Origin of the sequence: Rhodococcus yunnanensis NBRC 103083, from assembly GCF_001895005.1 — a bacterium.
In the GTDB taxonomy this organism is placed as follows: Bacteria; Actinomycetota; Actinomycetes; order Mycobacteriales; family Mycobacteriaceae; genus Rhodococcoides; species Rhodococcoides yunnanense.
The window spans coordinates 74,496-98,235 of sequence record NZ_BCXH01000010.1; the positions used below are offsets into that span (position 1 = coordinate 74,496).

Annotated in this window: 23 protein-coding genes; 15 read left to right on the plus strand and 8 right to left on the minus strand. The window is 64.9% G+C overall.

All coding sequences use genetic code 11. The features are described 5' to 3' along the window. Nucleotides 1-5: 5 nt before the first annotated feature. From rpsR to rpsF, 3 genes are read right to left on the minus strand one after another with little or no spacing between them, the layout of a single operon-like run. Nucleotides 6-248: a 30S ribosomal protein S18 gene (gene rpsR, locus RY1_RS16840; protein ID WP_072805029.1), complete on the minus strand. Its 243-nt coding sequence runs from the start codon at nt 246-248 to the stop codon at nt 6-8. A 40-nt stretch (nt 249-288) separates the two neighbouring features. Continuing rightward, on the minus strand, nt 289-834 hold the full coding sequence (locus tag RY1_RS16845; protein ID WP_072805031.1) for a single-stranded DNA-binding protein: 546 nt from the start codon (nt 832-834) through the stop codon (nt 289-291). 58 nt (nt 835-892) lie between these two features. Then, complete coding sequence (rpsF, locus tag RY1_RS16850; protein ID WP_072805032.1) at nt 893-1,180, minus strand: 30S ribosomal protein S6; 288 nt, start codon at nt 1,178-1,180, stop codon at nt 893-895. Nucleotides 1,181-1,342: 162 nt separating this feature from the next. Between rpsF and RY1_RS16855 the strand changes: the two genes are divergently transcribed. The 3 genes from RY1_RS16855 to RY1_RS16865 all read left to right on the plus strand — a co-directional run bounded on the left by RY1_RS16855 (nt 1,343) and on the right by RY1_RS16865 (nt 4,038). Continuing rightward, nucleotides 1,343-2,707 carry a glycosyltransferase family protein gene (locus tag RY1_RS16855; RefSeq protein ID WP_072805034.1) on the plus strand — a complete coding sequence of 455 codons (1,365 nt, stop codon included), beginning with the start codon at nt 1,343-1,345 and terminating at the stop codon, nt 2,705-2,707. A 94-nt stretch (nt 2,708-2,801) separates the two neighbouring features. Beyond that, nucleotides 2,802-3,494, plus strand: coding sequence for a response regulator transcription factor (locus RY1_RS16860; RefSeq protein WP_072805036.1), 693 nt, complete (start codon nt 2,802-2,804; stop codon nt 3,492-3,494). Nucleotides 3,495-3,666: 172 nt separating this feature from the next. Continuing rightward, nucleotides 3,667-4,038 carry a response regulator transcription factor gene (locus tag RY1_RS16865; protein WP_084727484.1) on the plus strand — a complete coding sequence of 124 codons (372 nt, stop codon included), beginning with the start codon at nt 3,667-3,669 and terminating at the stop codon, nt 4,036-4,038. Nucleotides 4,039-4,224: 186 nt separating this feature from the next. On the opposite strand, the gene RY1_RS16870 is transcribed toward RY1_RS16865, so the two are convergent. Together RY1_RS16870 and RY1_RS16875 are read right to left on the minus strand one after the other, a co-directional pair. After that, nucleotides 4,225-5,322, minus strand: coding sequence for a DUF475 domain-containing protein (locus RY1_RS16870; protein ID WP_072805039.1), 1,098 nt, complete (start codon nt 5,320-5,322; stop codon nt 4,225-4,227). Between the two features lie 121 nt (nt 5,323-5,443). Continuing rightward, nucleotides 5,444-6,019 (minus strand): TerD family protein, encoded by a 576-nt coding sequence (locus RY1_RS16875; protein WP_072805040.1) that lies wholly within the window; start codon nt 6,017-6,019, stop codon nt 5,444-5,446. 237 nt (nt 6,020-6,256) lie between these two features. Here RY1_RS16875 and RY1_RS16880 point away from each other — a divergent pair, with 237 nt between their 5' ends. The 7 genes from RY1_RS16880 to RY1_RS16910 all read left to right on the plus strand — a co-directional run bounded on the left by RY1_RS16880 (nt 6,257) and on the right by RY1_RS16910 (nt 15,352). Beyond that, nucleotides 6,257-7,360 carry a hypothetical protein gene (locus tag RY1_RS16880; RefSeq protein ID WP_072805042.1) on the plus strand — a complete coding sequence of 368 codons (1,104 nt, stop codon included), beginning with the start codon at nt 6,257-6,259 and terminating at the stop codon, nt 7,358-7,360. 44 nt (nt 7,361-7,404) lie between these two features. Then, a complete protein-coding gene (locus tag RY1_RS16885) occupies nt 7,405-8,562 on the plus strand; it encodes an HpcH/HpaI aldolase/citrate lyase family protein (RefSeq protein ID WP_072805043.1) in 1,158 nt (385 codons plus the stop codon). Next, a complete protein-coding gene (locus RY1_RS16890) occupies nt 8,559-10,904 on the plus strand; it encodes a phosphoribosyltransferase (RefSeq protein WP_072805045.1) in 2,346 nt (781 codons plus the stop codon). Before RY1_RS16885 ends, RY1_RS16890 begins: the two co-directional genes overlap by 4 nt. Next, nucleotides 10,901-11,713, plus strand: a complete 813-nt coding sequence (locus RY1_RS16895) for an HAD family hydrolase (protein WP_072805047.1) — start codon at nt 10,901-10,903, stop codon at nt 11,711-11,713. Before RY1_RS16890 ends, RY1_RS16895 begins: the two co-directional genes overlap by 4 nt. A 112-nt stretch (nt 11,714-11,825) precedes the next feature. Next, on the plus strand, nt 11,826-13,277 hold the full coding sequence (locus tag RY1_RS16900; RefSeq protein ID WP_072805048.1) for a PPE domain-containing protein: 1,452 nt from the start codon (nt 11,826-11,828) through the stop codon (nt 13,275-13,277). Continuing rightward, nucleotides 13,274-14,020 (plus strand): ESX secretion-associated protein EspG, encoded by a 747-nt coding sequence (locus RY1_RS16905; protein ID WP_072805050.1) that lies wholly within the window; start codon nt 13,274-13,276, stop codon nt 14,018-14,020. The genes RY1_RS16900 and RY1_RS16905 overlap by 4 nt, the downstream gene beginning before the upstream one ends. Before the next feature lie 129 nt (nt 14,021-14,149). After that, nucleotides 14,150-15,352 (plus strand): TerD family protein, encoded by a 1,203-nt coding sequence (locus tag RY1_RS16910; RefSeq protein ID WP_072805051.1) that lies wholly within the window; start codon nt 14,150-14,152, stop codon nt 15,350-15,352. Nucleotides 15,353-15,418: 66 nt separating this feature from the next. On the opposite strand, the gene RY1_RS16915 is transcribed toward RY1_RS16910, so the two are convergent. Beyond that, entirely contained in the window at nt 15,419-16,996 is a 1,578-nt protein-coding gene (locus RY1_RS16915; protein WP_245819708.1) for a glycosyltransferase family 87 protein, read from the minus strand. Between the two features lie 11 nt (nt 16,997-17,007). Further along, nucleotides 17,008-19,107 carry a transglycosylase domain-containing protein gene (locus RY1_RS16920; RefSeq protein WP_072805234.1) on the minus strand — a complete coding sequence of 700 codons (2,100 nt, stop codon included), beginning with the start codon at nt 19,105-19,107 and terminating at the stop codon, nt 17,008-17,010. On the opposite strand from RY1_RS16920, the gene RY1_RS31110 reads away from it, so the two are divergent. Further along, nucleotides 19,064-19,687, plus strand: a complete 624-nt coding sequence (locus tag RY1_RS31110) for a hypothetical protein (protein ID WP_139279883.1) — start codon at nt 19,064-19,066, stop codon at nt 19,685-19,687. The genes RY1_RS16920 and RY1_RS31110 overlap by 44 nt on opposite strands. An 81-nt stretch (nt 19,688-19,768) precedes the next feature. On the opposite strand, the gene RY1_RS16930 is transcribed toward RY1_RS31110, so the two are convergent. Continuing rightward, nucleotides 19,769-20,230 carry a DUF5318 domain-containing protein gene (locus RY1_RS16930; protein ID WP_072805054.1) on the minus strand — a complete coding sequence of 154 codons (462 nt, stop codon included), beginning with the start codon at nt 20,228-20,230 and terminating at the stop codon, nt 19,769-19,771. Between the two features lie 57 nt (nt 20,231-20,287). Between RY1_RS16930 and RY1_RS16935 the strand changes: the two genes are divergently transcribed. From RY1_RS16935 to RY1_RS16950, 4 genes are all read left to right on the plus strand, one after another. Next, the gene (locus tag RY1_RS16935) at nt 20,288-21,103 is read left to right on the plus strand and encodes a DUF1707 SHOCT-like domain-containing protein (RefSeq protein WP_072805056.1); all 816 of its coding nucleotides are present in this window, start codon (nt 20,288-20,290) and stop codon (nt 21,101-21,103) included. Further along, the gene (locus RY1_RS16940; RefSeq protein WP_245819709.1) at nt 21,100-21,957 is read left to right on the plus strand and encodes a DUF1707 SHOCT-like domain-containing protein; all 858 of its coding nucleotides are present in this window, start codon (nt 21,100-21,102) and stop codon (nt 21,955-21,957) included. Before RY1_RS16935 ends, RY1_RS16940 begins: the two co-directional genes overlap by 4 nt. 120 nt (nt 21,958-22,077) lie before the next feature. Further along, a complete protein-coding gene (locus RY1_RS16945) occupies nt 22,078-22,659 on the plus strand; it encodes a PadR family transcriptional regulator (RefSeq protein WP_072805057.1) in 582 nt (193 codons plus the stop codon). Next, entirely contained in the window at nt 22,652-23,728 is a 1,077-nt protein-coding gene (locus RY1_RS16950) for an inositol-3-phosphate synthase (protein ID WP_072805059.1), read from the plus strand. The genes RY1_RS16945 and RY1_RS16950 overlap by 8 nt, the downstream gene beginning before the upstream one ends. Nucleotides 23,729-23,740: the final 12 nt, after the last annotated feature.

The following is a 23,740-nucleotide window of genomic DNA, read 5'->3' on the forward strand; positions in this document are numbered from 1 at the left end:
CCTTTCTATCGAGCCGTCGCGGCGTAAGGAAGCAGAGCTACCTCACGCGAGTTCTTCACGGCAACGGCCACGTCACGCTGATGCTGGACGCAGTTGCCGGTGACCCGACGCGCGCGGATCTTGCCGCGGTCGCTGACGTACTTACGCAGCAGCGTCGTGTCCTTGTAATCGATCTGCGCGTTCTTTTCCTTGCAGAAGGAACACGCTTTCTTCTTGAGCACCTTGTCGCGCAATGGCGGTTTGGGCATGGTCTTTCTCCGTTACTTCTGGTTCTCGATCGCCAAGGATCTAGAACGGAGGCTCGTCGTCCCCGCCGCGCGATCCGCCACCGAAGGAACCCGAAGCCTGAGGCGCACTGCCCCAAGGATCGTCTCCGCCGGAACTGGATCCCGCATTCGAGTTGGAACGTCCACCGCTCGATCCGCCTGAGGAACCACCGAAGTTGCCTCCGCCTCCGCCTCCGCCGCCACGATTGGCCTTGTTGACCTTGGCGGTTGCGTAGCGCAGGGATGGCCCGATCTCGTCGACCTCGAGTTCGACGACAGTCCTCTTCTCGCCTTCACGCGTTTCGTACGAACGCTGCCTGAGCCTGCCGGTCACGACTACTCGTGCCCCGCGGGTCAGACTCTCGGCCACATTCTCCGCAGCTTCACGCCAGATGTTGCAGCGCATGAAGAGTGCGTCTCCGTCTTTCCATTCGTTGGACTGACGATCGAACGTGCGGGGAGTGGACGCAACGGTGAAGTTGGCCACGGCCGCGCCGGCCGGGGTGAAGCGAAGTTCTGGATCAGCCGTCAAGTTCCCGACGACGGTGATGACGGTCTCGCCTGCCATGGTTCCTCTTTCAGTAGTAAGTCTTTGTTGATGCCAGCCTAGAGGCGAGCAACGACAATTACTTGCCCTGTCGCAGGACCTTCGTACGCAGCACGGACTCGTTGAGTCCGAGCTGACGATCGAGCTCGCTGACAGTGGCAGGCTCGGCGTTGATGTTCACAACGGCGTAGATGCCCTCGGCATGCTTGGCGATCTCGTAGGCCAGACGACGCTTGCCCCAGACGTCGACCTTGTCGACGCTGCCGCCGTCCTTGCGAACGACGTTGAGGAACGTATCGAGAGACGGAGCGACAGTGCGCTCGTCCAGGCTGGGGTCGAGAATGACCATCAATTCGTAATGACGCATAAGACCTCATCACCTCCTGTGGACTAGTGAAAACGGCCACGGACTATCCGTGGCAGGAGGGTCGTTGCGTCAGCAACCCTTGGAGGGTACACGAGCCGCCCCTGACCTGCGAAATCAGATGACGGTGACGGTCGGCGGTCCGCGGCGACATAGGCTTCGTCCATGGAGAAAGGGGTACGCACCTCACCAGCGACGATGATCGCCGTGGTGACGCTGTGCGCGTTCACCTTGATCCTCGGGTACTTGAACAAGGCGCGTTGCGCACTGGCGCCGTTCGACGACAACGGCCGCAGCACGGTGTTCGACACCATCAAGGACAGCTCGGTCTGCTATTCCGACATCCAGTTCCTCTGGCTGGGACGCGATATCAACCACCACATCTTCCCGTATCTCGACGGCGCCATCACTTCCAGCGGTGCACTGACCGGTGGCACTGTCGAGTATCCGGTCCTCAGTGGTGTGCTCATGTGGCTCGGCGCGATTCCGGCCGACACCGATGCCGAGTTCCTTCTCTACTCGGCGCTGCTGCTCGCACCGTTCGGTCTGCTGACCGCATGGATGCTCGGACGCCTGGCAGGCAAGGCAGCGCTGCTGTGGTCGGTCGGCCCACCCCTGGTCCTCTATGCATTCCACAACTGGGAGCTGCCCGTCGTCGCGACAGCGGTGGGCGCGGTGTTCGTGATGACGACGCGGCTGCCGCTACGCACTCGTGCAGTACTCGCGTCGATCCTGCTCGCGATCGGATTCTGTCTCAAACTCTATCCAGGTGCATTCGTGCTGCCGCTCGCGGCATACGTGATGTACGAGCGAGACCGGGGCCGATTGGACGTCCGCGGCGGGCTCGCGGTGCTCGGCGCAGCCGCAGCGACCGTCGTCGCGGTCAACCTGCCCTTCGCGCTCGGAGGCTACGAGGGATGGCGCGCCTCGTTCGCGTTCCAGTCTCTCCGGCAGGCGGATATCACCACCAACTCCATCTGGTACTGGGGACTGCGCCACTTCTACATCACCGATTCGATGACGGCAGAGGACTACACCGAGGCGGAGTCGAGATTCCAGAACACGGTCGACATCGCCTCGCCTGCACTGGTCTTCGCTGCCTTCGCCCTGGCGATCTGGCTCGGGGTAAGGCGGGCGAGGGTCGACGGGGTGTATCCATGGATCGCGGTCAGTGGCTCGATGCTGTGCGGCTTCCTTCTCCTGCACAAGGTGCACTCGCCGCAGTACACCCTGTGGCTCGTGCCGTTCTTCGTTCTTCTTCGTGTGCCGTGGGGTCTCGTCGTCGCGTATCTGCTCGCCGATCTGTCCATGGGAATCGGCGTGTTCAAGTACTTCGCGGCGCTCGCTGCAGGAGCAGATTCCTCGACCGAGCAGTTCTTCGTCGAGGTGGGTGTGTGGGGCCGCGCCGCCCTGCTCGTAGTTCTGTTCTTCGTCTTCGCACGGGCACGAACGAGGCTCGATCCCCTCGCCCTCGCACCGCCGCCGGACGCTCCCGAGATCCGGACAAGTCCGGCGTCGGCCACGTCGTGAAAAATTTTTCCGAACACCCGTAACGAACAGACCCACCGGTCCGACAATCGGTCAGGCGGAGGAGAATTCTGCCCATCGGGAACAGGGGCAGGGCATGACGCAGAGCACGGGGGAGTCGGTGTCGTACGAACACACCGCGCTCCGCAGGATCGGTTTGGTCGAGGATCACGAGTCCGTCGCGATGGGTCTACGGGCCATCCTCGCCGACGAGACCGATCTCGATCTCGTCGCCGTCGCCGCCACCGTCGACGAACTGTTCGTCCAGACCCGCACTCTCGACCTCGTCGTGCTCGATCTTCGCCTCGGCGACGGATCCTCGCCGCGAGCGAACGTCGAGAAGTTACATGCCGCCGGACTTCAGGTGCTGGTCTACACCAGCGCCGAGAATCCGTTCCTCGTCCGTTCCGCAGCACGCGCCGGTGTTCTCGGCGTGGTGCGCAAGTCCGAGCCCGCCGCCGCGATCGTCTCGGCGATCCGGCAGGCAGCGGGCGGTGAGCAGGTCGTCACGACGGACTGGGCCGCGGCCATCGACGGTGACCCACAACTGCCCGACGTCGGGCTGAGCCCGCGCCAGCGCGAGGTGCTCGCACTGTATGCCTCGGGTGAGAAGGCCGGTCGCGTCGCACGATTGGCAGGATTGTCGGAACAGACCGTCAACGACTATCTGGTCCGTATCAGAAACAAGTACGCCGAAGCCGGTCGTCCTGCTCCGACCAAAACCGACCTGTACAAGCGGGCGGTGGAGGACGGCTGGTTGCCCATGCCGGAGGTACCGCCCCAGAACTGACAAGTTCAGGGGTACGCGCGGGTGCTTCGGTTCTGCTTACGCGTGACCGAAAAAATGGTTGTCGGTTCAATGCCCCTAGTTTTCAGGGCAGACAACCTGACAGTTTCCTGTGAAGATCAGATAGTCGACTGGTTGTGGTCTGCCACAGCCGAAGAAATCCGGGGAGAATTTCATGTCAGCTGGCTTCGATACTGCAACGGCACGTCCGGCACCGATGGTGGGGCCTGTCGTCACACTTCCGACCCGACGAACCATGAGCCTCGTTCCCCCGCCGGTTCAGCTGCCCCCGTCCAGCCAGCCGACCGGGCCGTTTCTCCCGAAGCCCATCCTGACCGAGCGGGAGATCCAGGTGCTCACCGGTTGGATCCGGTGCGATTCCAAGACCGTGGTCGCCAAGTCGCTCTTCCTGTCGCTGGGGACGGTCAACACACACCTGACCCGCATCAGGGCCAAGTACGCCGCTGTCGGTCGTCCGGCGTCCACCAAGGCATCCCTCGTCGCGCGCGCACTGCAGGACGGGCTCATCGACATCGCGGAGCTCTAGACCGCGCAGAGCCTGAGACCGCAGAAACCGGCGGCGCTCCAGGCTCGCCGAAAGTACCGGACGGTCGGGATCTGTGATGTCCCACAGATCCCTGCCCCATCGGACGAGCGGCCCTGCATACACGAAGGCCGCCCTGCAGCGCGTGCGCGCGACAGGGCGGCCTCAGGCAATTCGGCGGCCGGTGACTCAGACGTTGACGTGTGTGTCCTCGCCCTTGGACTCGAGCTTGCGGTTGCGCATGACGGAACTGATGAACGCTGCGCCGATGAAGAAGACGCCGACGAGGCCGGTGATGATCTCGTTGATGTGCACGCCGATGGACACCAGCAGGATCACCGAGAGGGCGCCGATGGCCCAGTGCGCGCCGTGCTCGAGGTACACGTAGTCCGACAGTGTGCCCTTGCGCACGAGGAACACGGTGATCGACCGGACGAACATGGCACCGATGAAGCCGAGTCCGAGGGCGATGATGATCGGGTCCGCGGTGATCGCGAACGCGCCGATGACACCGTCGAACGAGAACGACGCGTCGAGCACCTCGAGGTAGAGGAACAGGAAGAAGCCTGCCTTACCGGTCGCCTTCGCCAGCTGCGACGGGCCACCGGTGGATTCCTCGCCCTCTTCCTCGATGTGGAAGAGCTCGCCGAGTCCGTTGACTGCGATGTAGGTGATCATGCCGAGGACACCGGCGACCATGACGGTGGAGATCTTGTCGTCGTCGGCCAGGAACTCGGCGCTCAGGACCAGCAGCAGACCCGCGACGACGACCGAGAGCTGATCGAGACGGCCGATGCGAGCGAGTGGCTTCTCCAGCCAGCTGAGCCAGGTGATCTCGCGGTCCTCGAAGATGAAGCCGAGGAACAGCATCAGCAGGAACATTCCGCCGAACGCCGCAATCTGCGGATGCGCGTCGGTCAGTAGTGTTTCGTAGCTGGGTGAACCGTCGGCGAAGTACGCCGCGTCGTCCGGTGGCGGGTTGAGGGCCAGGTCGATCGCTTCGACGGGCCCCTTGCCCGACGCGGCCCAGACGATGACGAGCGGGAAGAGCAGACGCATACCGAACACGGCGATGACGATGCCGATGGTCAGGAAGATCTTCTGCCAGAACTCGCTCATACGTCGCAGCACGGTGGCGTTGATGACCGCGTTGTCGAACGACAGCGACACCTCGAGGATGCCCAGGATCAGGACGAGGAACAGTGCCTGCCAGCCTCCATACAGGAAAGCCACGATCATCGACACGATCGTGACCCCGATGGACCAACCGAATATCCGTAGAACCACGGCGCGTGGCCTTTCTGTTGCCGGCAGAGTGTGAAACTTGCAGGGATGGGACGAAACGGGAAAACCCCGCCTCATCATGAATGACGAAGCGGGGTTAGCCCCAATCTTGGGAAAGCCTTTACTAGACGTTTACTCCGAAATCGCGGGCGATTCCGGCGAGGCCCGAGGCGTAACCCTGGCCCACTGCGCGGAACTTCCACTCGGCGCCGTTGCGATACAGCTCACCGAAGACCATGGCCGTCTCGGTCGACGCATCCTCACTGAGGTCGTAGCGCGCGAGTTCGGTGTTGTCGGCCTGATTGACGACGCGAATGAACGCGTTGCGGACCTGACCGAACGACTGCGAACGGGCGTCGGCGTCGTAGATCGAGACGGGGAAGGTGATGGAGTCGACGTTCGGCGGAACGGCCGCGAGATCGACCTTGATCGCCTCGTCGTCGCCTTCGCCTTCACCGGTGGTGTTGTCGCCGGTGTGCTCGATCGATCCGTCGGGGGACTTCAGGTTGTTGAAGAAAACGAAGTGCCCGTCGCTGAGAGCCTTCTTCTCCGTGCTGAGCGCGATTGCGCTCGCATCGAGGTCGAAATCCGTCCCAGTCGTCGTACGAATGTCCCAACCCAGGCCGACTGTGACCGCGGTCAGGTTCGGAGCTGCCTTGGTGAGAGAGACATTTCCACCCTTGCTGAGGCTGACGCCCATGAGGAGTCCTTTCGCTGTGGTTACACGCCTACGGCTCTTCACCGTAGTGGTGTCGTGCCCGATTAGTGAGTGTTGGCCCACCGTCGTACTGAGCCAACGCACGCGGCACGCCGGGAAGTTCCCGTCAGTACTATCGGGCGGGTGACAAGTCGCTGGCCTGGTTCCTCCCGCCGCGGAGGGGGAGCGGAATCCGCTGCGCGTGCGTCCCAGGATGCGGCCGTCTCGGCGTTCCTCGACATGGACAAGCGGCAGTCGATCGCGTCCGGCGGAGTCGACGCGATCCGCGCTCTCACCCCGGACCGTGACATCACCACCGCGTGGTCGTCGGTCGAGAAGAAGTGCTTCGACGCCGGAGCTGCCTACCTCGCCGCGATGGAACGATTCGACGGCGATCGGACTCCCGCGGCACAGCGAGCGTTCGACGACGCCACCCGCGCGCTCGGTGACGCGAGCCGAGCCCTCGATTCCTTCTACGAGGCCCACCGCACCGAACTCGAGCAGGCCCGCGCGATGCTCGCCGCCACACCGAGACTGGCGCAGGACGCGAAGGCGCTCGCCGAGAAGGCGCAGTTGGCCGTCGCGTCCGCTCCCGAGGAATTCACCGGATACCCGTCGATCCGCACTGCATGGCGAACGCTCGATTCGGCTGTTGCAGCACTGGACGCGAGAATGGGCGCGCGCGACGCACTCGGTGCACGCTCCGCGGCCGCGGAGGTTCGCGGCGCCGCGGAGACGTTGGAATCCGCCGTGGCCGCAGCTCCCGCCAAGGACAAAGAGGCGCGGTCCGCGCTTGCGTCGGTGAAAACTCGAACGGAAGCGGTGCGCACGCGATCCGGTCGCCTCGCTCCCGCGTTCTCCACTCTGCTGCGTGAGTTCAACGCGGCCAGCTCGGCAGACCTGTCCGGAAACGAGAAGTCCTCCGATCGGCACATAGATCAGGCCACCGAGGATCTGTCGGCGGCAAGGGCCGCGGCGGGGTCGGGCAATCCCGAACAGGCACTGGAGTACATCGCGCAGGCCAGGGCTCATCTCGCGGATGCGGAAGCCCTCGTCGACGCCGTCACCGATCGCGTCGAACTGCTGCGCGCGGTGAAATCCAACCCACGGGAGAAAGAACAGGCGGTGCGTTTCACGCTACGAGACGCCCAACAATTGGCCGTCAACCGCGGACTGGTTGCCGAGTGGGGCAGCGTGTTGGATGCTCAGCTGGCTCGAATCGAGCGGGCACGCAACGCATTGACGGGTACACACCCGGACTACTGGTCATACCTGCAAGATCTGGATAGCATTTCCCACTTCATCGCAGGGGTGATCGACCGAATGCGCGGCTCGGCTCGCTGAACACCTGGCTCGGCAGGGCTCGCTCTCGAACATTAAGGACCTCGGTGCAACACTTTCGACACCTCGATGCAGCAGTGCACACCGCGCTGTTCTTCGCAGCCCCCGAACCGATCGACCCGTCCGGTGACATCACCAGTGTCGCAACAGCACTCGGAGCGACGCTGTACATGCCTGCCACCAGAGCCGACCTGACGGACACACTCGTCAAACGCAGCTCCGAGGGCGTCTGTTCGCTCGTCATCGACCTCGAGGACGCCGTCGCCGACGCCAATCTGGAAGAGGCGATCGCGAACACCGTCACCACGCTCGACGAACTTCGACTCGGCGGCGTATCGGGGTCCCTCGTCTTCGTCAGAGCACGCACACCACAACAGATCCGGCGAATCAGCGAGTCGATCGGCCACGGCGCGGGGGCATTGGCGGGGTTCGTCATCCCCAAGTTCACCGCGGCGCGTGGGGCCGAGTTCCTCGACGAGATCGTCGCCGCATCGGCCACGCACGGCAAACGCCTGTTCGCGATGCCGGTGCTGGAATCGACCGAGGTCGTCTTCCGTGAAACCCGCGACGCCGAACTCGTCGCCATCCGTGAGCTTCTGCTGGAACACCGCGATCGTGTACTCGCCGTACGCATCGGCGCGACCGACATGTGCGGCACGTTCGGCATCCGCCGAGACCGCGATCTGACGATCTACGACGTACGCGTCGTAGCCGACGTCATCAGCGCCATCGTCAACCATCTCGGCCGCAACAACGGCACCGGATTCGTCATCACCGGACCGGTGTGGGAATACTTCGCCGACCACGAGCGCATGTTCCGGCCCATGCTCAGGCAGACGCCGTTCGTCGAGCACGAGGCAGTGCGGTTCCGTCAACAGCTCGTCAGCAGTGATCTCGATGCGCTGCTCCGCGAGGTTGCGCTGGACCGCGCCAACGGAATTCAGGGCAAGACCGTCATACACCCGTCCCATGTCCCTGCCGTGCACGCGCTGTCGGCAGTCACCCACGAGGAATACCACGATGCGCTCGACATTCTCGAATCCGATTCGGGCGGCGTCCGCGCATCGGGATACGGAAACAAGATGAACGAGCTCGGCCCACACCGGAATTGGGCGAAACAGACCATGTTGCGCGCCGCCGCGTTCGGTGTCACCAACGAAGGAATCACCTTCGTCGACCTGTTGACCGCATTGGCCGATCGATGACCGAACCGGACCGAGGCACCAACCCTGCGGCAGGAGTCGTCGTCACGGGTACCGGAACGTCCTCCGAATGGTCCGTCGAGCAACTCGTACGGCCCGGGTTGCGCCGCAACCCGCGGCGAGCGCACCTGCTCGTATCCGAGGTTCTCGGCAAACACATTCCGGTCGACCCCGAGCTGGTCGTCGAGGCCGCCGATCGGCTCGGCACACTCGTGCTCGACGCAGTCGGCGGATCGGATGTCGTCGTCCTCGGCTTCGCCGAGACCGCAACCGGTCTCGGCCATGGCGTCGCAGCACGGCTGAACGCGCACTGCTACCTGCACTCGACGCGTCGAGACGTACCTGGGCTCGAGGTGTACGGCGAGTTCCAGGAGGGCCACTCGCACGCCACCGACCATCGCCTGCTGCCCACATCGGCCGACGTCGTCACGGTCCCACTACCGCTGGTACTCGTCGACGACGAGATATCCACCGGCACGACGGCGCTCGAAGCCATCCGATCCGTTCATGCCGTGACACCGAGAACCCAGTACGTCATCGCCTCTCTCGTCGACATGCGCACGGCCGAGCATCGCGCGCAGGCCGACGGCCTTGCAGCCGAACTCGGCGTCGGCATCAGCAGTGTGAGCCTCGCTCAGGGCAGCGTCGAACTGGCCGCAGGGCTGGTCGACGACGTGGGCGCACTGCCCGATCCGAGTTTCAACCCGGTCGCCGACATCGCGGGAACGGTGACCCGGCTCGACGCCGACTGGCCCGAGGCAGTTCCCGACGGCGGCAGGCACGGCTTTCTCTCGTTCGACACACCCGCGTTCGAGAACGCGATCACGCACGTCGCGGCGGTCGTCGACGCCGCGTTGCCTCCCGGCAGGGCCGTCGTCGTCCTCGGCCACGAGGAGCTGATGTACCTGCCACTGCGGCTCGCCTCGATTCTGCGGGCGGGCGGGCATCCGGCACTGTTCCAAACCACTACTCGCTCACCGGCATACGTCCTCGATCGACCGGACTATCCGTTGCGCCGCGGCTTCCAGTTCGTCGCCCCGGAGGAAGGCGAGTCCGAGGCCCGGTACGTCTACAACGCGTCGGGCCCACAGGATGCACTTCTCGTGCTCGTCGTCGACGACCCAGCCGATACCGAACGACTCTTCGGCGACGACGGCGCCGCCCGGACACTCGCCGCATCCGGCTCCGACGTCCTCGTGGTCGTGGTCTCCGGCGCGGATCCCATCGCCCTGGCCGCGTCGAGGCGAGCGATACCACTGTCGGGACCTTCGTTCGGTTCGTACGCACCCCACGAGGTCACCTGGCTTCTGAAGGATCTCTCCGACGCCGATCTCGAGGCAGGAATCACCGAGCGCGAGAAGAAGATACAGGCGGGGACCGCGCACTACGCGGAATCGTTGCCGATCGAGTACCAGCCCGACATCGCCTACCGCGAACTGTTCGAGCGGGTTCTGCACGAGAGTGCGGCTCGCCTCGCTACCGCCGTCGGCACCGTCACCGAACTGGTACTGGCCGAACGTGGGCACGACATCGTGCTCGCGTCGCTGGCGCGTGCGGGCACACCGGTAGGAATTCTCATGCGCCGCTGGGCACACGAGATGCACGGACTCGAACTACCGCACTACGCGGTCTCGATCGTGCGTGATCGCGGCATCGACCGAGTGGCACTGAGATACCTTGCCGAGCATCATGATTCGAAGAACGTCGTGTTCGTCGACGGGTGGACCGGAAAGGGCGCCATCGCACGCGAGCTCGCCGAGGCACTCGCCGCATACGAGGACGCGGAGTTCGATCCGGACCTCGCCGTACTGGCCGACCCGGGGCATTGCGCGCGCACCTACGGCACCCGCGACGATTTCCTCGTCGCGTCGGCATGCCTGAACTCGACTGTGTCCGGCCTCGTTTCACGCACCGTGCTCAACCGTGAGCTGATTCGCGACGGCGACTTCCACGGCGCGAAGTTCTATTCCGAGCTCGCACCCGAGGACGTGTCCAACCATCTGCTCGATACCGTCTCGGCCCAGTTCGGGGCCGTCCGAGACGACGTCGTCGACGCGGTTGCGCAGATCTCCGCATCGGACCGCACACCGACGTGGACCGGCTGGGCGTCGGTGGAGAAGGTGCGCGAGGAATTCGGGATCTCGCACGTCAACTTCGTCAAACCCGGAGTGGGCGAGACGACGCGGGTTCTTCTGCGCCGCGTCCCATGGCGAGTACTGGTCCGCGACGCGCAGGCGCCCGAGCACGAACACATCCGAATGTTGGCCGCCGACAGAGGCGTTCCCGTCGTCGAAGTGCCGGACCTGGCATACGCCTGCATGGGATTGATTCGAGACCTCTCGTGACGGGTGCGCTCGTCTCCGTCGACCTCGACCGTACGATGATCTACTCGAGTTCCGCATTGGGCTTTGCCGTCGACACGACGGTGCGATGCGTCGAGATGTACCAGGGGGCGCCGCTGTCCTACATGACCGACGTCGCCGCCGACTCCCTGGAGCGGCTCGCACACGCGGCCGTCGTGGTACCGACGACGACCCGCACCGTCGAACAGTACGAACGCATCTCGCTTCCCGGCGCCCCGTGGCGCTACGCGATCACGAGCAACGGTGGCAACATTCTGATCGACGGCAAGCCGGATCTCGAATGGAGAGACCAGTTCTCCGAGGTCGATCTGGCCGGTGTCCGCACCGAACTGGCCATTCGCGCCGACGGCGACTGGGTGCACAAACTCCGCACCGCGGACGAACTGTTCTGCTACCTGGTGGTGGAGCCGTCCATGGTGCCCCCCGACTTCATCGCGGACTGGTCCGCATGGTGCGCGGCGCGCGGATGGAACGTCTCGCAGCAAGGCCGCAAGATCTACACGATGCCCGACGTCGTCTGCAAGAGTCGAGCTGTGGCCGAGGTACTGGGCAGGTGCGTCGACGACGGCCTGCTCGACGCGTCGGCTCTCACCCTCGCCGCCGGAGACGGAGCGCTGGACGCCGAGATGCTCGTCGCTGCGCAGCTGTCGATTCGGCCGCGTCACGGTGAGCTCGAAGCCATCGGTTTTCGGCACGATCGACTGTCGGTGACCGAGGCCGTAGGGGGACGGGCAGGAGAAGAAATCCTGGCGTGGCTTCACGAGAAAGTCGAGCGATCGGTGGAACCGTAGCCGCGACCTGTGCGTCCAACTATGCAAGGGGTTGGCTCACACGGGGGGTAGGCGGAATGGTCGCGGGAACACGGGCACGGCTGGCAACGATCACGCGTTCGGAGGACGGACGATGAGCCCGCCTCCTGAGGACAACCCCACGGAAGTCGCGGGAGACTTGGGCGAATTGCATGCTGTGCTGCCTGCAGTGCTGACGCCTGGGCGGTTCGTGCCTGCGGCGCTTGCGATGGCATTCGAGAACTCGGTCGCCGCCATCGCCGAGCGTGCGGGTTACTCCGTACAGTACGACCCGAGCGGCGTCGCAGCCGAGGACGTGTTCGACGGGATGACACACGAAGAGATCTACCTCAAAGTGTCGAATTTCGATCCGTCCAATCTGGTTCGAACCGCCGACAACTGGAGAAATCTCGGCGCCGCCGCGGCAACGGACGTCGATCGATTCGCAACGTCGATCGCCGGCGTCATCGGTGACGGATGGCAGGGCGCTGCAGCGGACGCCGCCTGTGCAGGCGTGAAGCGATACTCGGTGTCGGCGATCAACCTGATGATCGCCTCCCACCAATTCGCCAGCAAGTTCGCGAGCGCCGATACCGGGCTCGAACGCACCAAGAGCACCATTGCGGCCCCCGAGCCGATCACCAAGGGCGACAAATTGATCGACATCGTCGCCTCGGTCGGCAATCTGGTCGCGCCCGGTTCGATGAAGACCGCGCAGTTCGTGCGGGACGAGGCGGAGGAGCAAGCACGCACGGTCATGAGGACCGTGTATCGACCGGCGATTCACGAGGCAGGTACCCAGATACCGGTTCTGCCGCGAGCGGTCGATCCGACGAGTGGATCCGACGGTCTTCCCGGAACGGGGGGTGCCTCCGGCTCGTCGGGCCGAAGCGGGTTCTCGCCGTACGGTCCGTCCTCCTCGTCCGCGCCCTACGGGCCGGTCGGGAGCGGTGGCTCCGAACTCGGTTCACCTCCGTCGACGCAGACATCGCCAGGATCGGGCACGGCAGTGCCTGCGGATGCGCTGTCTGCGCAGGACACGGCGACCACGGCGTCGAGCTGGGCGCCCACCGAATCCGGCCTCGGCTCGTCGCCTGGCACCTCCGCCGCTGCGGCCACCCAGTCGCCGTCGAGTGGCACGGGTACCCCGGGCGGCGCAGGCACCTCGGGCGGTTCGATGATCGGTGGCCCGGTGAACGGCTCACCGGATTCCAGGAGTCGCGGATTCGGCAACCGCGGTGGTGGGGCCGGCTCGGGATTCGGCGGCGCAGGGGGTTCAGGGCTTACAGGCGCACCGCTCGGGGGTTCAGGGCTCGGGGGTTCACCGCTCGGGGGTCCACAGCTCGGGGGTGCGGGCGGCGCCACGTCCTCCGGTCTCGGCGCCTCGGCGGCGCAGGGCCGACCGGGCGCACCGGGCATGGGGGCGATGGGGCCAGGTGCAGGCCGAGGAGGACCCGGGGGCGGCGACGATGTCCACAAGACACCCGGCTATCTCATCGACGCGGTCAACGGAGACGAACTGATCGGCACGCTGCCACTCGTCGCACCCCCGGTGCTCGGAGAATGAGCGAGCGCGAATGGACTCTCGCCGGCCTCGAGTTTCGAATTCTGATGGAGAGGTCCGGCCGGGACCGCCTTCCGTTTCCTCTGCAGTTCCGACCTAACGTCGATTCCGCGGCCGACTATCACCGTCAGCGGCACCAAGCGAACACCAGAGCCACCGATATTTCCGACGCCGATCTGCGAACTGCATTTCACGTCATCGTCGAACCCGACTATCGCATCGAGATGGTCGGGCACACCAGGACCGGATCCGGTTACACGAAGCTGCGAGCACATGCTGCGGTTCGCCACGACCTCGGCGTGGTTCTGCTCCAACAGCCTGGAGTCGACGACGCGACGGGCGGGGACGTCGCCGTGCGGCTCGTCGAGTATCACCGGGCGCCCGGTCTGGTGCTTGCGTCGTTGCCTGCGTGCGGTGCCGGCCGCCAGCGACGTCTCGATGTTCGACGGCCCGTGGGTGATTCACAGAATCGTCTGTTGCGCACCGCAACACGGACCACCGATGAAGAGCAGTTCGAGCTGCTGCTCGGCCGGGAAAGATCGAGCGCAGGAGAGATCCTCGTGTGCCCTGGGTCCTCGGTCGACGGTAGGCCCGACGACACGACGATCGGCTTTCAGTGGGTGGACGTGGCAGGCGACGGCAGGTACATCGTTCTGCACGGTTCGACCGTGAGCATTGTCCCGGCCGCCGTCGACGAACTGGTGTCCGAGGTGAGACGCGCGATCGACGCAGCCGGCGTGACGTAGTGCGCCTACTGCCCACCGGGGAACTCGAGACCGTCAACCGGACAAAACGACCCAGTACATTGGTGAGAGACATCAGCTTTCCCCTCTCGAACCGAAGGACACACATTGTCTGCTCCCGCCGGTCAACCCTTGGTGAAGGGCCAGAACGGTCCGATCACTGCCGACGACGTGATTGTCGCCGTCCAGCTCACCGCACCCGCGGACCTGTCAGCACTCCTGGTGGGCGCGGACGGCAAAGTACGCACCGACGCCGACTTCGTGTTCTTCAATCAGCCGACCGGGCCAGGTGTTCGTCTGGTCCCCGGTTCATCGGGGCAGCCCTCGCAGCTGTCCATCTCGCTCGCGCAGATTCCCGCAGACATCGAGCAGATCCGTGCGGTCATCACCCTCGAGGACGCGTCGAGCAGTTTCGGCCGGTCCGCGCCGCCGAGTGCGTTCGTCACCGATGCCCGAGGAAACGCGCTCTATCACTACTCGGTCGACGGTCTGAGCAGTGAATCGATAGTGATCGCGCTCGAGGTGTATAGACGTGCAGGCGGATGGAAGGTTCGTGCGGTCGGCCAGGGCTACTCGGGCGGGTTCGCAGCGCTTGTCACCGATCACGGTGTGTCCGTGGACGATGCACCTGCAGCGCAACCGGCGGCAGCACCGACACCCCCACCGCCTGCACCTGCCCCGACTCCCGCTCCGACCCCCGCACCCGCGGCCACGACGGGACCGCCCGAGGTCAGTCTGACCAAGGCGCGGCCCGTCAGCCTCACCAAAGGCCAGAAGGTCACCCTCCGCAAGGACGGCGGTGTGGCGTTGACGATCATCCGAATGGGCCTCGGCTGGGATCCGATGCCCTCGCCGAAGAAATCGAGCTTCTTCGGCGGCGGCGGAAAGGGCGGCAACATCGACCTCGACGCTTCGGCGATCATGTTCGCGGGCCGGAACGTCGCCGATGTCGTCTACTACGGGCAGTTGAAGGCGAAGGACGGTTCGATCCTGCATCAGGGTGACAACCTGACCGGCGAGGGCGAAGGCGACGACGAAGTGGTCAACGTCGACCTGACTCGGGTGCCGCCGAACGTGACGGCAATCGTGTTCACCGTGACGTCGTACCGCGGCCAGACGTTCGAGCAGATCCAGAACGCGTTCTGCCGACTCGTCGACGACACCAACAACGTCGAGTTGGCGCGTTTCACCCTGCAGGGCGGCATGCCCTTCACCGGACTAGTCATGGCCAAGGTCTACCGAGACGGCGCCAACTGGAAGCTGCAGGCGATCGGTGACGGCATCAACGCCAAGCATGCGGGCGAGGCCGTACCGCACCTCGGCAAGTACATCTGACGGTCACACCCGTACATCTGACGGTCACACCAGTACATCTGACGGTCACACCAGTACATCTGACGGTCACACCGTGGGCACAGGGGCCTTCGAACGATGGGGCATCGGTGTTCCGCGGTGGACGTCGGGTGCCCCGTCCAGTACCCCGCCCACGGGATCGTCGACGCCGCCGCGCCGAACGAGGTCCTCCGACGGTCGGTAGATCTGCCGAACCACCAGCGCGCACAACCCGATCACCGCCAGGTCACGCACGACGACGGCCGAGGTGAACCACTGCTCGGGTACACCCTTGTCGGCGACACCGAGGTAGTAGTACATCCGCGGAAACCACACAGCGGCATCGATGGCCATCCACGCCAGCAACAGTCGTCGATGCGGTAACGCGAGCACCGCAAGCGGAACCAGCCAGAGCGAGTACTGCGGACTCCACACCTTGTTGGTCAACAGAAACCCTGCCACGACGAGAAACCCCAACTGCGCCAACCGCGGACGCGTCGGCGCATTCATGGTGACGTAGGCGATCGCCACGCACACCACCACGAACAGTACGAGCGTGATCGCGTTGAGGAACAGCGGTTTGTCGCCGGGATACAGCGTGCCGTCGAATCCTTTCCATCCGGTGAAGGAGGTCACCACGTTGTAGATCGAGTCGGGATCGGCGCCTCTGGCCGAGTTCAGCCGGAAGAACTCGTACCAACCGCTCGGATAGAGAAGTGCGATGGGCAGATTGACGGCGAGCCATGCCGCGAGAGTTGCACACGCCGTGGTGCCCCACTCTCGCATTTTCCCTGCGCGCCAGCACAATACGAGCAACGGACCGAGCAGGAGCAGCGGATACAGCTTGGTCGCACCACCGAGCCCCAGCAGCACTCCGGCGAGCACCGGACGCTTCCGTCCCCACGCGAGAATCCCGCACGCGGCGAAAGCCGTTGCCAGAGCGTCGAAGTTGGTGAATCCGTGCACTATCACCAACGGCGACCCGGCGACGAGCGCCGCATCCCAGATCCGCCTGCCCGCGGAGATGGCCGTCGCCCACACCGTGACCAGCCACGCCAGCGCCAATCCGATCACCACGACGTCGAAATAGATCACGACCGGCAGGGCCTGCGGCAACCACGGCGCCGAGTTCCACATCTTGGCCACGACCATCGATCCGTACTGGTACAGACCTGAGAGCACCGGATACTCCATGTACCGGACCTGGACCGCGCCGTCGGTGGCTACTTCCTCCCACGACTTCTTGTACGGGAACGCACCCTCGTCGAGGCGCTCCGCACCGTAGAGGGGGACGGTATCGGAGTAGCACATCGCGACGTACTGCCTGCTGCCACTCCAGTCGAGCCCGAGTGCGCCGTCAGGACCGTTGGGCGCCTGCTGAATACATCCCGCTTTGGCGAACCAGCCGAAACTCAGGAACACCACCGCAAGGAGCAGAAGCACACGCAACGGCGTCATGAACCGTTGACGGCCGATCAGCGCGTGCGCACCCGCAGAACCACCGATGACCGCAGATACTTCTGCGATCATCGGATCGTTGCCTGCCGGCAGATCGCGGAGTCCGTCGGACGAGCGATCCTGTGCCAGCGGGGCGGGGCTCGCTGGAATTCTGCCCGCACCCGGCCGGGAGGATCTGTCGTCGCTCACGGAAGTGAAGGCTACCGGGCCGGTTCCGGCTCGATCTCCTCCCCGGGAGGCTGCGGAGTGACCGGCGCTGCGGGCGTCGGCGCAGGCGCAAGGCCGGGCAGTGGAATCGTCACACCGGGAAGGATCTCGACCTGCCGCGGCGTGATCACCACCGGCGGCGAGATCTCCGTCGGAATCGGCAGTGTGATCGGAGGAATGGTGGTGGTGGGCGCCACCGTCGTCGTCGGAGCAGGTGCGCTGTACTGCGGCACACCTGCCTGCCCGGCAATCGGTTCCGGCGTCGGGAACGTCTCGTTCGACGTCCCGTCCAACGCCCCGTCCATGGTGTCCTTCCAGATGTCCGAGGGAATACCCGATCCGTAGATCGGCCCGCCGTAGCTGTTCTGGAGCGGGAGGCCCTGCTCGGTGCCGACCCACACCGCGGTGGACAGCGACGGCGTGTAGCCGACCATCCATGCGTCCTTGTTGTCCCCGGTGTCACCGAGCTGCGCGGTGCCGGTCTTGGCCGCGGACTGCCTGCCGTCAGCGAGGTTGTGACTGTTGGAGTACCCGGCGATCGGACGCATCGCTGCGGTGACATTGTCGGCGACCGCAGCGGAGGTGACCTGCTCGCCCGCCTCGGTGCCGCGGTCGAGCAGCACCGTGCCGTCGGCCGTCACGACGCGCTGCACGAAGTGCGGAGTGTGGTGAACACCCGATGCCGCAAGAGTGGCGTACGCCGATGCCATGTCGATGACGCGCGACTGGTACTGGCCGAGCACGATTCCGTTGTTCGGGCCGACTCCACCTGCTTCGGTGAGCGTCGGACCGACACCGGGAAGCTCCTCCGCGACGCCCAGCTTGTGGGCCATGTCGGCGATCGCCTGCGGGCCGTTGTCCATCTCCAGCTGCATGCGGTAGAAGCTCGTGTTGAGCGACCGCTTGAGTGCTTCGGCGATGGTGCAGGTGCCGCAGGACTCGCCTTCGACGTTGCCGATCGAGATCCCGTTGACGGTCAACGGGGAGCTGTCGTACATCTGTGACAGCGGAATGCCCTGGTCGAGCGCAGCGGCAAGCCCGAAGACCTTGAACGAGGACCCGGTCTGGAGACCGGACTGCGCGAAATCGTAACCGCGGCCGTCCGCCCCGCCGTAGTACGACTTGACCGCACCGGTACGTGGATCGATCGAGACCGAGGCCGTGCGCAGCTCGGACGGCTCGTCCTCGAGATTGGAGTTGACCGCATCGATCGCCGCAGCCTGGGCTACCGGATCGATGGTGGTGGTGATCTGCAGACCCTCGGTGTTGAGGTCCTGCTCACTGACCCCTGCATCGGACAACTCGCGCAACACCTGAGCCTTGATGAGCCCGTTCGGACCGCTGTCGGTGTCGTCGTTGGACGCGAGAGCACTCGGCACCCACTGCGGATACAGCATCGCAGCACGCTGCGCCTGCTCCAGATTTCCCTGGGACACCATGCCGTCGAGCACATAGTCCCAGCGGGACTGCGCACCCTCCGGATTGAATTCCGGGTCGAGTCCGGACGGCTGCTGAATGGTCGCCGCGAGTACGGCACCCTCCTCGATCGACAACTGCTCGACCGGCTTGCCGAAGTACGCCGTCGACGCAGCCGCGATGCCGTACGCGCCACGCCCGAAGTAGATGGTGTTGAGATACGCCGCGAGAATGTCGTCCTTGGACCACTGCCGCGCCATCTTCGAAGAGATGACGAGTTCGCGCATCTTGCGCGTCAGTGTCCGCTCGGACCCGACGAGCGCGTTCTTGACGTACTGCTGTGTGATGGTCGATCCGCCGCCCGCGCTGTCGCGACCGAGAACGTTGTCACGAAGTGCACGTCCGAATCCGGTGATGGAGAACCCGGGGTTGGAGTAGAAATCGCGGTCCTCGGCGGACAGCACTGCATTGCGTACGTGCAACGGAATCTGGTCGATCGTCACATCGGTGCGATTGCCCTCGGGCGGTACTACCTTGCCGAGCACGCTCGTGCCGTCCGACGCGAGGATCGTCGCCACCTGATTGGTCTTGATGTCGCCTGGGCGAGGCACGTCCTCGACCGTGTACGCGACCATGAACGTCAGAATCGGGATGATCAAGCCCAACGCGACAAGCACGTACAACGTTCGACGAACTGTGCGCCATCGGGACTTCTTCTTCGTTTTCGCGGCAGAACCTCTCTCGGGCGGCTCGGGCGGTTCGCTGCCCGAAGAGCGTACGGATGGATCGTCCGGTGGCCCCGGTGGTTGCGCAGGCGGAATTCCGCCCGCGGCCCGGGACGTCGGAAGTGCGGAATCGGCGCCGCGTCCTGGCACCGGCGGTCGTCCGGGCGGCGGACCTACCGGCCGTCGGCCAGGAGGCGGCCCACCGGCTGCAGGACCGCCGGCTGCAGGACCACCGCGCTGCGGCGGGCCGAGCGGTCTTCCTTGGGCATCGCGCCGCATCGGCGGCGGGCCGAGCGGCCTGCCCTGTGCATCACGACGGATGGGCGGCGGGCCTGCCGGGCGCGGCGGACCCGAAGGCGGCTGGCCGGTGGGGCGCGGCGGCGTCGGGCGTCCGCTCGGGGGCGGGCCCGCGGGCGGCGGACCGGATGGAGAACCTGATGGTGGCGGGCCCGCGGGACGCCTGCCGGGAGGCGGGTCGGAGGGTCGCCTGGGATCAGGATCTCCGGAACGACCGCCCGGCTGGTTGTCGTAGGGGTAACTCACGTACAGGTCTCCAGTGTTTGCGGCAGGCACTTGTCGTATGCCGACCGGATTGATCAGCGAAGCGATTGTGTCATTCGCTCGCTGTTCGACGGTTCGGTTGGCGAGATCCCGTACGCGAGCGCCTGGGCTGCTTCGGGGCAGGTACCGCGCCCAGCACGTAGGACTGGACCAGGTGATTCCAGCTGCAGGACCGGCACACTTCCACGACGTGCACGGAGAACTCCTCCTGCGTCGCCGCCAGCCTGACCAACTCGTCGGACGTTCGAGCCGAACCGGACAGCGCACCGAGCTTTTCCCCGAAGACCCAGGACACGTGTGTGAGCTGTTCCTTACGGCAGATAGGGCACACCACGTCGCTGCCACGCCCATGGAACTTGGCTGCTCGCAGCAGGTACGGATCGGCGTCGCACACGGCACTGACCCCGGTCCTGCCCGAATAGACCTCGGCCAGCAGCGACCGTCGCTGAAGGGCGTAGTCCACCACCTGTCGCTGAAGTCGCACGAGGACCAGAGTACGTGCGGCCGCGGACATGCGGGCCGGCCGCCATGTCCGGTGTCCGTTCCCGACGGCGGAAACTATGCTCCACCTGTGCCGACGCGACTTCCTCCTTCCACCCGAGCGCGAGACAAGGACCGCACCGACACCTGTGCGACGCTCGACGAAGCCCTCGCCGACGGTCAGCTGTCGAACGGTGAGCACGCGGCCCGGATCGACCTCGCGATGGAGGCGGGCACGCTGTCCGATCTCCACGCTCTGATCGAAGACCTGCAGAACGAGTCCGCATTGGCGCCGATGTCGGAGTCGATCGAACTGGCACATCCCCTGTCCACGGCCAGGTCGTCGAAACTCGGGTTCTTCGCGGTGACCGTTCCGCTGGTCGCTGCGCTGATCGCCCTGACGTTCGGCATCAGGTCCTGTTCCGCCGACGACGACGATCCGGTGTCGCGATACGGCGAGTCCGGTTACCTCAACCCTGCTGCACTCTCCGAGATCTTCGATGCGTTCCGAGCGCAGACGGGCAGCTCGATGGTGGACCGTGTGGTCGTCTATCCGAACAACGTGAGTGTCGACGTTCCCGCTGCCGGAGCACCGCAGAAGCAGATCAGCTTCGATTACCGCGACGGCGAGTTCGCGGAGCGGGACTGGTCGACCTCGCGCACCGCAGGCATCGTCCAGGTGGACCTCGGTGCGATCGACCTGCAGAAGGTGGGCGGGATCGTGGCAGGTGCGCCCACGAGTCTGAACGTGGACCCGGTCGAGACCCTCTACCTGAGCATCGACGCCGACGAGAACGGTACGTCCATCTCGATGTATGCGAGCAACGACGATCAGGAGAGCGGCTACCTGACGTTCGACGCCGACGGCGAGTTCCTGTCCGCCAGCCCGTTCTCGTTCGAGGAATGAAGGGAAAGAACACGGTGGTGACCCGACCGGACATGCGCGCACGTGACATCGATCGCGCCAGAACGGCCTCTGCACTCGACGAGGCGTACGCGGACGGGCAGTTGTCCTTCGACGAGCACCGGCTGCGGAACGACCGTGCGCGTGGCGCCGTCACGCTGGCCGAACTGCGCGCGCTCGTCACCGACCTCCAGTTGAATGTGGATCTACCCGATCCCGAGCCGCGCAGTGCACGTCCGAAACCACGGGTCGTGCTCGCCCTCGGTTCGGTCGTGATCATCGCCGCAGGACTCGCCGTGTTCTTCGCCATGAACAGCCATTCCGAGGATCTGCCGACACCGGCGCCCACGCCGTCGGCCTCGGTCCCGACGGCCGCAGCCCCCCTGCTCGACGACGTCGTTCCCATCGTCGCCCGGCCGTTCGATTTCGGCACCGCCGAAGGCCTCGACGACTTCCGCAACCGGTATATCGAACGATTCGGCGACGCCGACGTCATCGAGATCGACCTACAGCCTGCAGATCAGCGGGCATCCATCTACCGGCTCGACGACGACGGCCGCGTGCAGCGCGTCATGGTCAGCGGCGGGTTCGAGCCGCAATCCGACACCGACGTGCTCGACGAGGACAAGCGTGTCTTCGATTGGACGCTGCTCGATTCCACCGTCGTGGCAGGGGTCGTCGCAGGCGCACCGCAGAGCATCGGTGCCTCCGACGGCGTCTCGAAATACGTGACGATCGACGACGACGCCGGCGAGCAGCGAATCTCCATTTCGGTGTACGTCGACGACTCGAACGGCGGATACGTCGAGACCGACTTCGCCGGGAATCCGATCACGGTGAACGCCTACACGCCCTGACCTATCGCCCCCGAGGTGACAAAGGTACAACTTTGTCTGTACATATATCGGGCCGATACATTTTGCGTATATGCTCGGTTATCGCATCAAGTAGTGCGGTTCGGACGTCGGGAGGTGTGCATGCTCGAGCTCGCGATTCTCGGCCTGCTGCTGGAAGCCCCGATGCACGGGTACGAACTCCGTAAGCGTCTGACCGGGCTCCTCGGAGCCTTTCGGGCGTTCTCCTACGGCTCGCTGTATCCAGCCCTTCGCCGTCTACAGACGGACGGGCTGATCGCCGAGGACGCAGGACCCGACACGCTCGTCAAACGGCGGGCACGCCGGGTGTATCAGCTGACTCCGCTCGGTAAACAACGTTTCGCCGAGCTGGTCGCAGACACCGGGCCGCAGAACTACACCGACGACGGATTCGGCGTACACCTCGCCTTCTTCAGTCGCACACCGGCAGAAGCACGGATGCGAATCCTCGAAGGCAGGAGACGTCAGGTCGAGGAGCGCCGCGAGGGGCTCCGCGAAGCCGTGGATCGAGCGAGCGGGACGCTCGACCGCTACACCCGTCAGCTACACCAACTCGGCCTCGAATCCAGCGAACGAGAAGTGCGCTGGCTCAACGAAGTGATCGCTGCCGAGCAGGCGGGCCCGCCCGTCACCCCCAACCCGACAAGCGTTTCGAAGACAGAAGGAGAACCCGACCATGGGTGAGAACAGTATCCGCGTAGCCATTGTGGGTGTGGGCAACTGCGCCTCGTCCCTGGTCCAGGGAGTCGAGTACTACAAGGACGCCGACGAGAACGCCACCGTTCCCGGGCTCATGCACGTCAAGTTCGGTAAGTACCACGTCCGCGACGTCGAGTTCGTCGCCGCGTTCGACGTCGATGCCAAGAAAGTCGGATTCGACCTCTCCGACGCGATCTTCTCGAGCGAGAACAACACCATCAAGATCGCCGACGTCGCCCCCAAGGGTGTCCAGGTCCTGCGCGGACCCACACTCGACGGACTCGGAAAGTACTACCGCGAGACCATCACCGAAGCCGACGGCGACTCCGTGGACGTAGCCCAGGCACTGCGCGACGCCAAGGTCGACGTCCTCGTCTCCTACCTGCCCGTCGGATCCGAAGAGGCCGACAAGTTCTACGCACAGGCTTCCATCGATGCAGGCGTCGCGTTCGTCAACGCGCTGCCCGTCTTCATCGCCAGCGACCCGGTGTGGGCCAAGAAGTTCACCGACGCAGGCGTTCCCATCGTCGGCGACGACATCAAGAGCCAGGTCGGTGCCACCATCACGCACCGCGTCATGGCAAAGCTGTTCGAGGACCGCGGAGTTCAGCTCGACCGCACCATGCAGCTCAACGTCGGCGGAAACATGGACTTCCTCAACATGCTCGAGCGCACCCGTCTCGAGTCGAAGAAGATCTCCAAGACCCAGGCCGTGACGTCGAACCTCCAGAAGGAGTTCAACGCCAAGGACGTTCACATCGGACCGTCCGATCACGTCGGCTGGCTCGATGACCGCAAGTGGGCCTACGTCCGCCTCGAAGGCCGCGCCTTCGGCGACGTACCACTGAACCTCGAGTACAAGCTCGAGGTCTGGGACTCGCCCAACTCCGCGGGCGTCATCATCGATGCCGTCCGTGCAGCGAAGATCGCACAGGACCGCGGCATCGGCGGACCCGTCGTGCCTGCGTCGGCGTACCTGATGAAGAGCCCGCCCAAGCAGCTCCCCGACGATGTCGCCCGTACGCAGCTCGAAGCGTTCATCATCGACGCGTAAGTAGCTACGCCG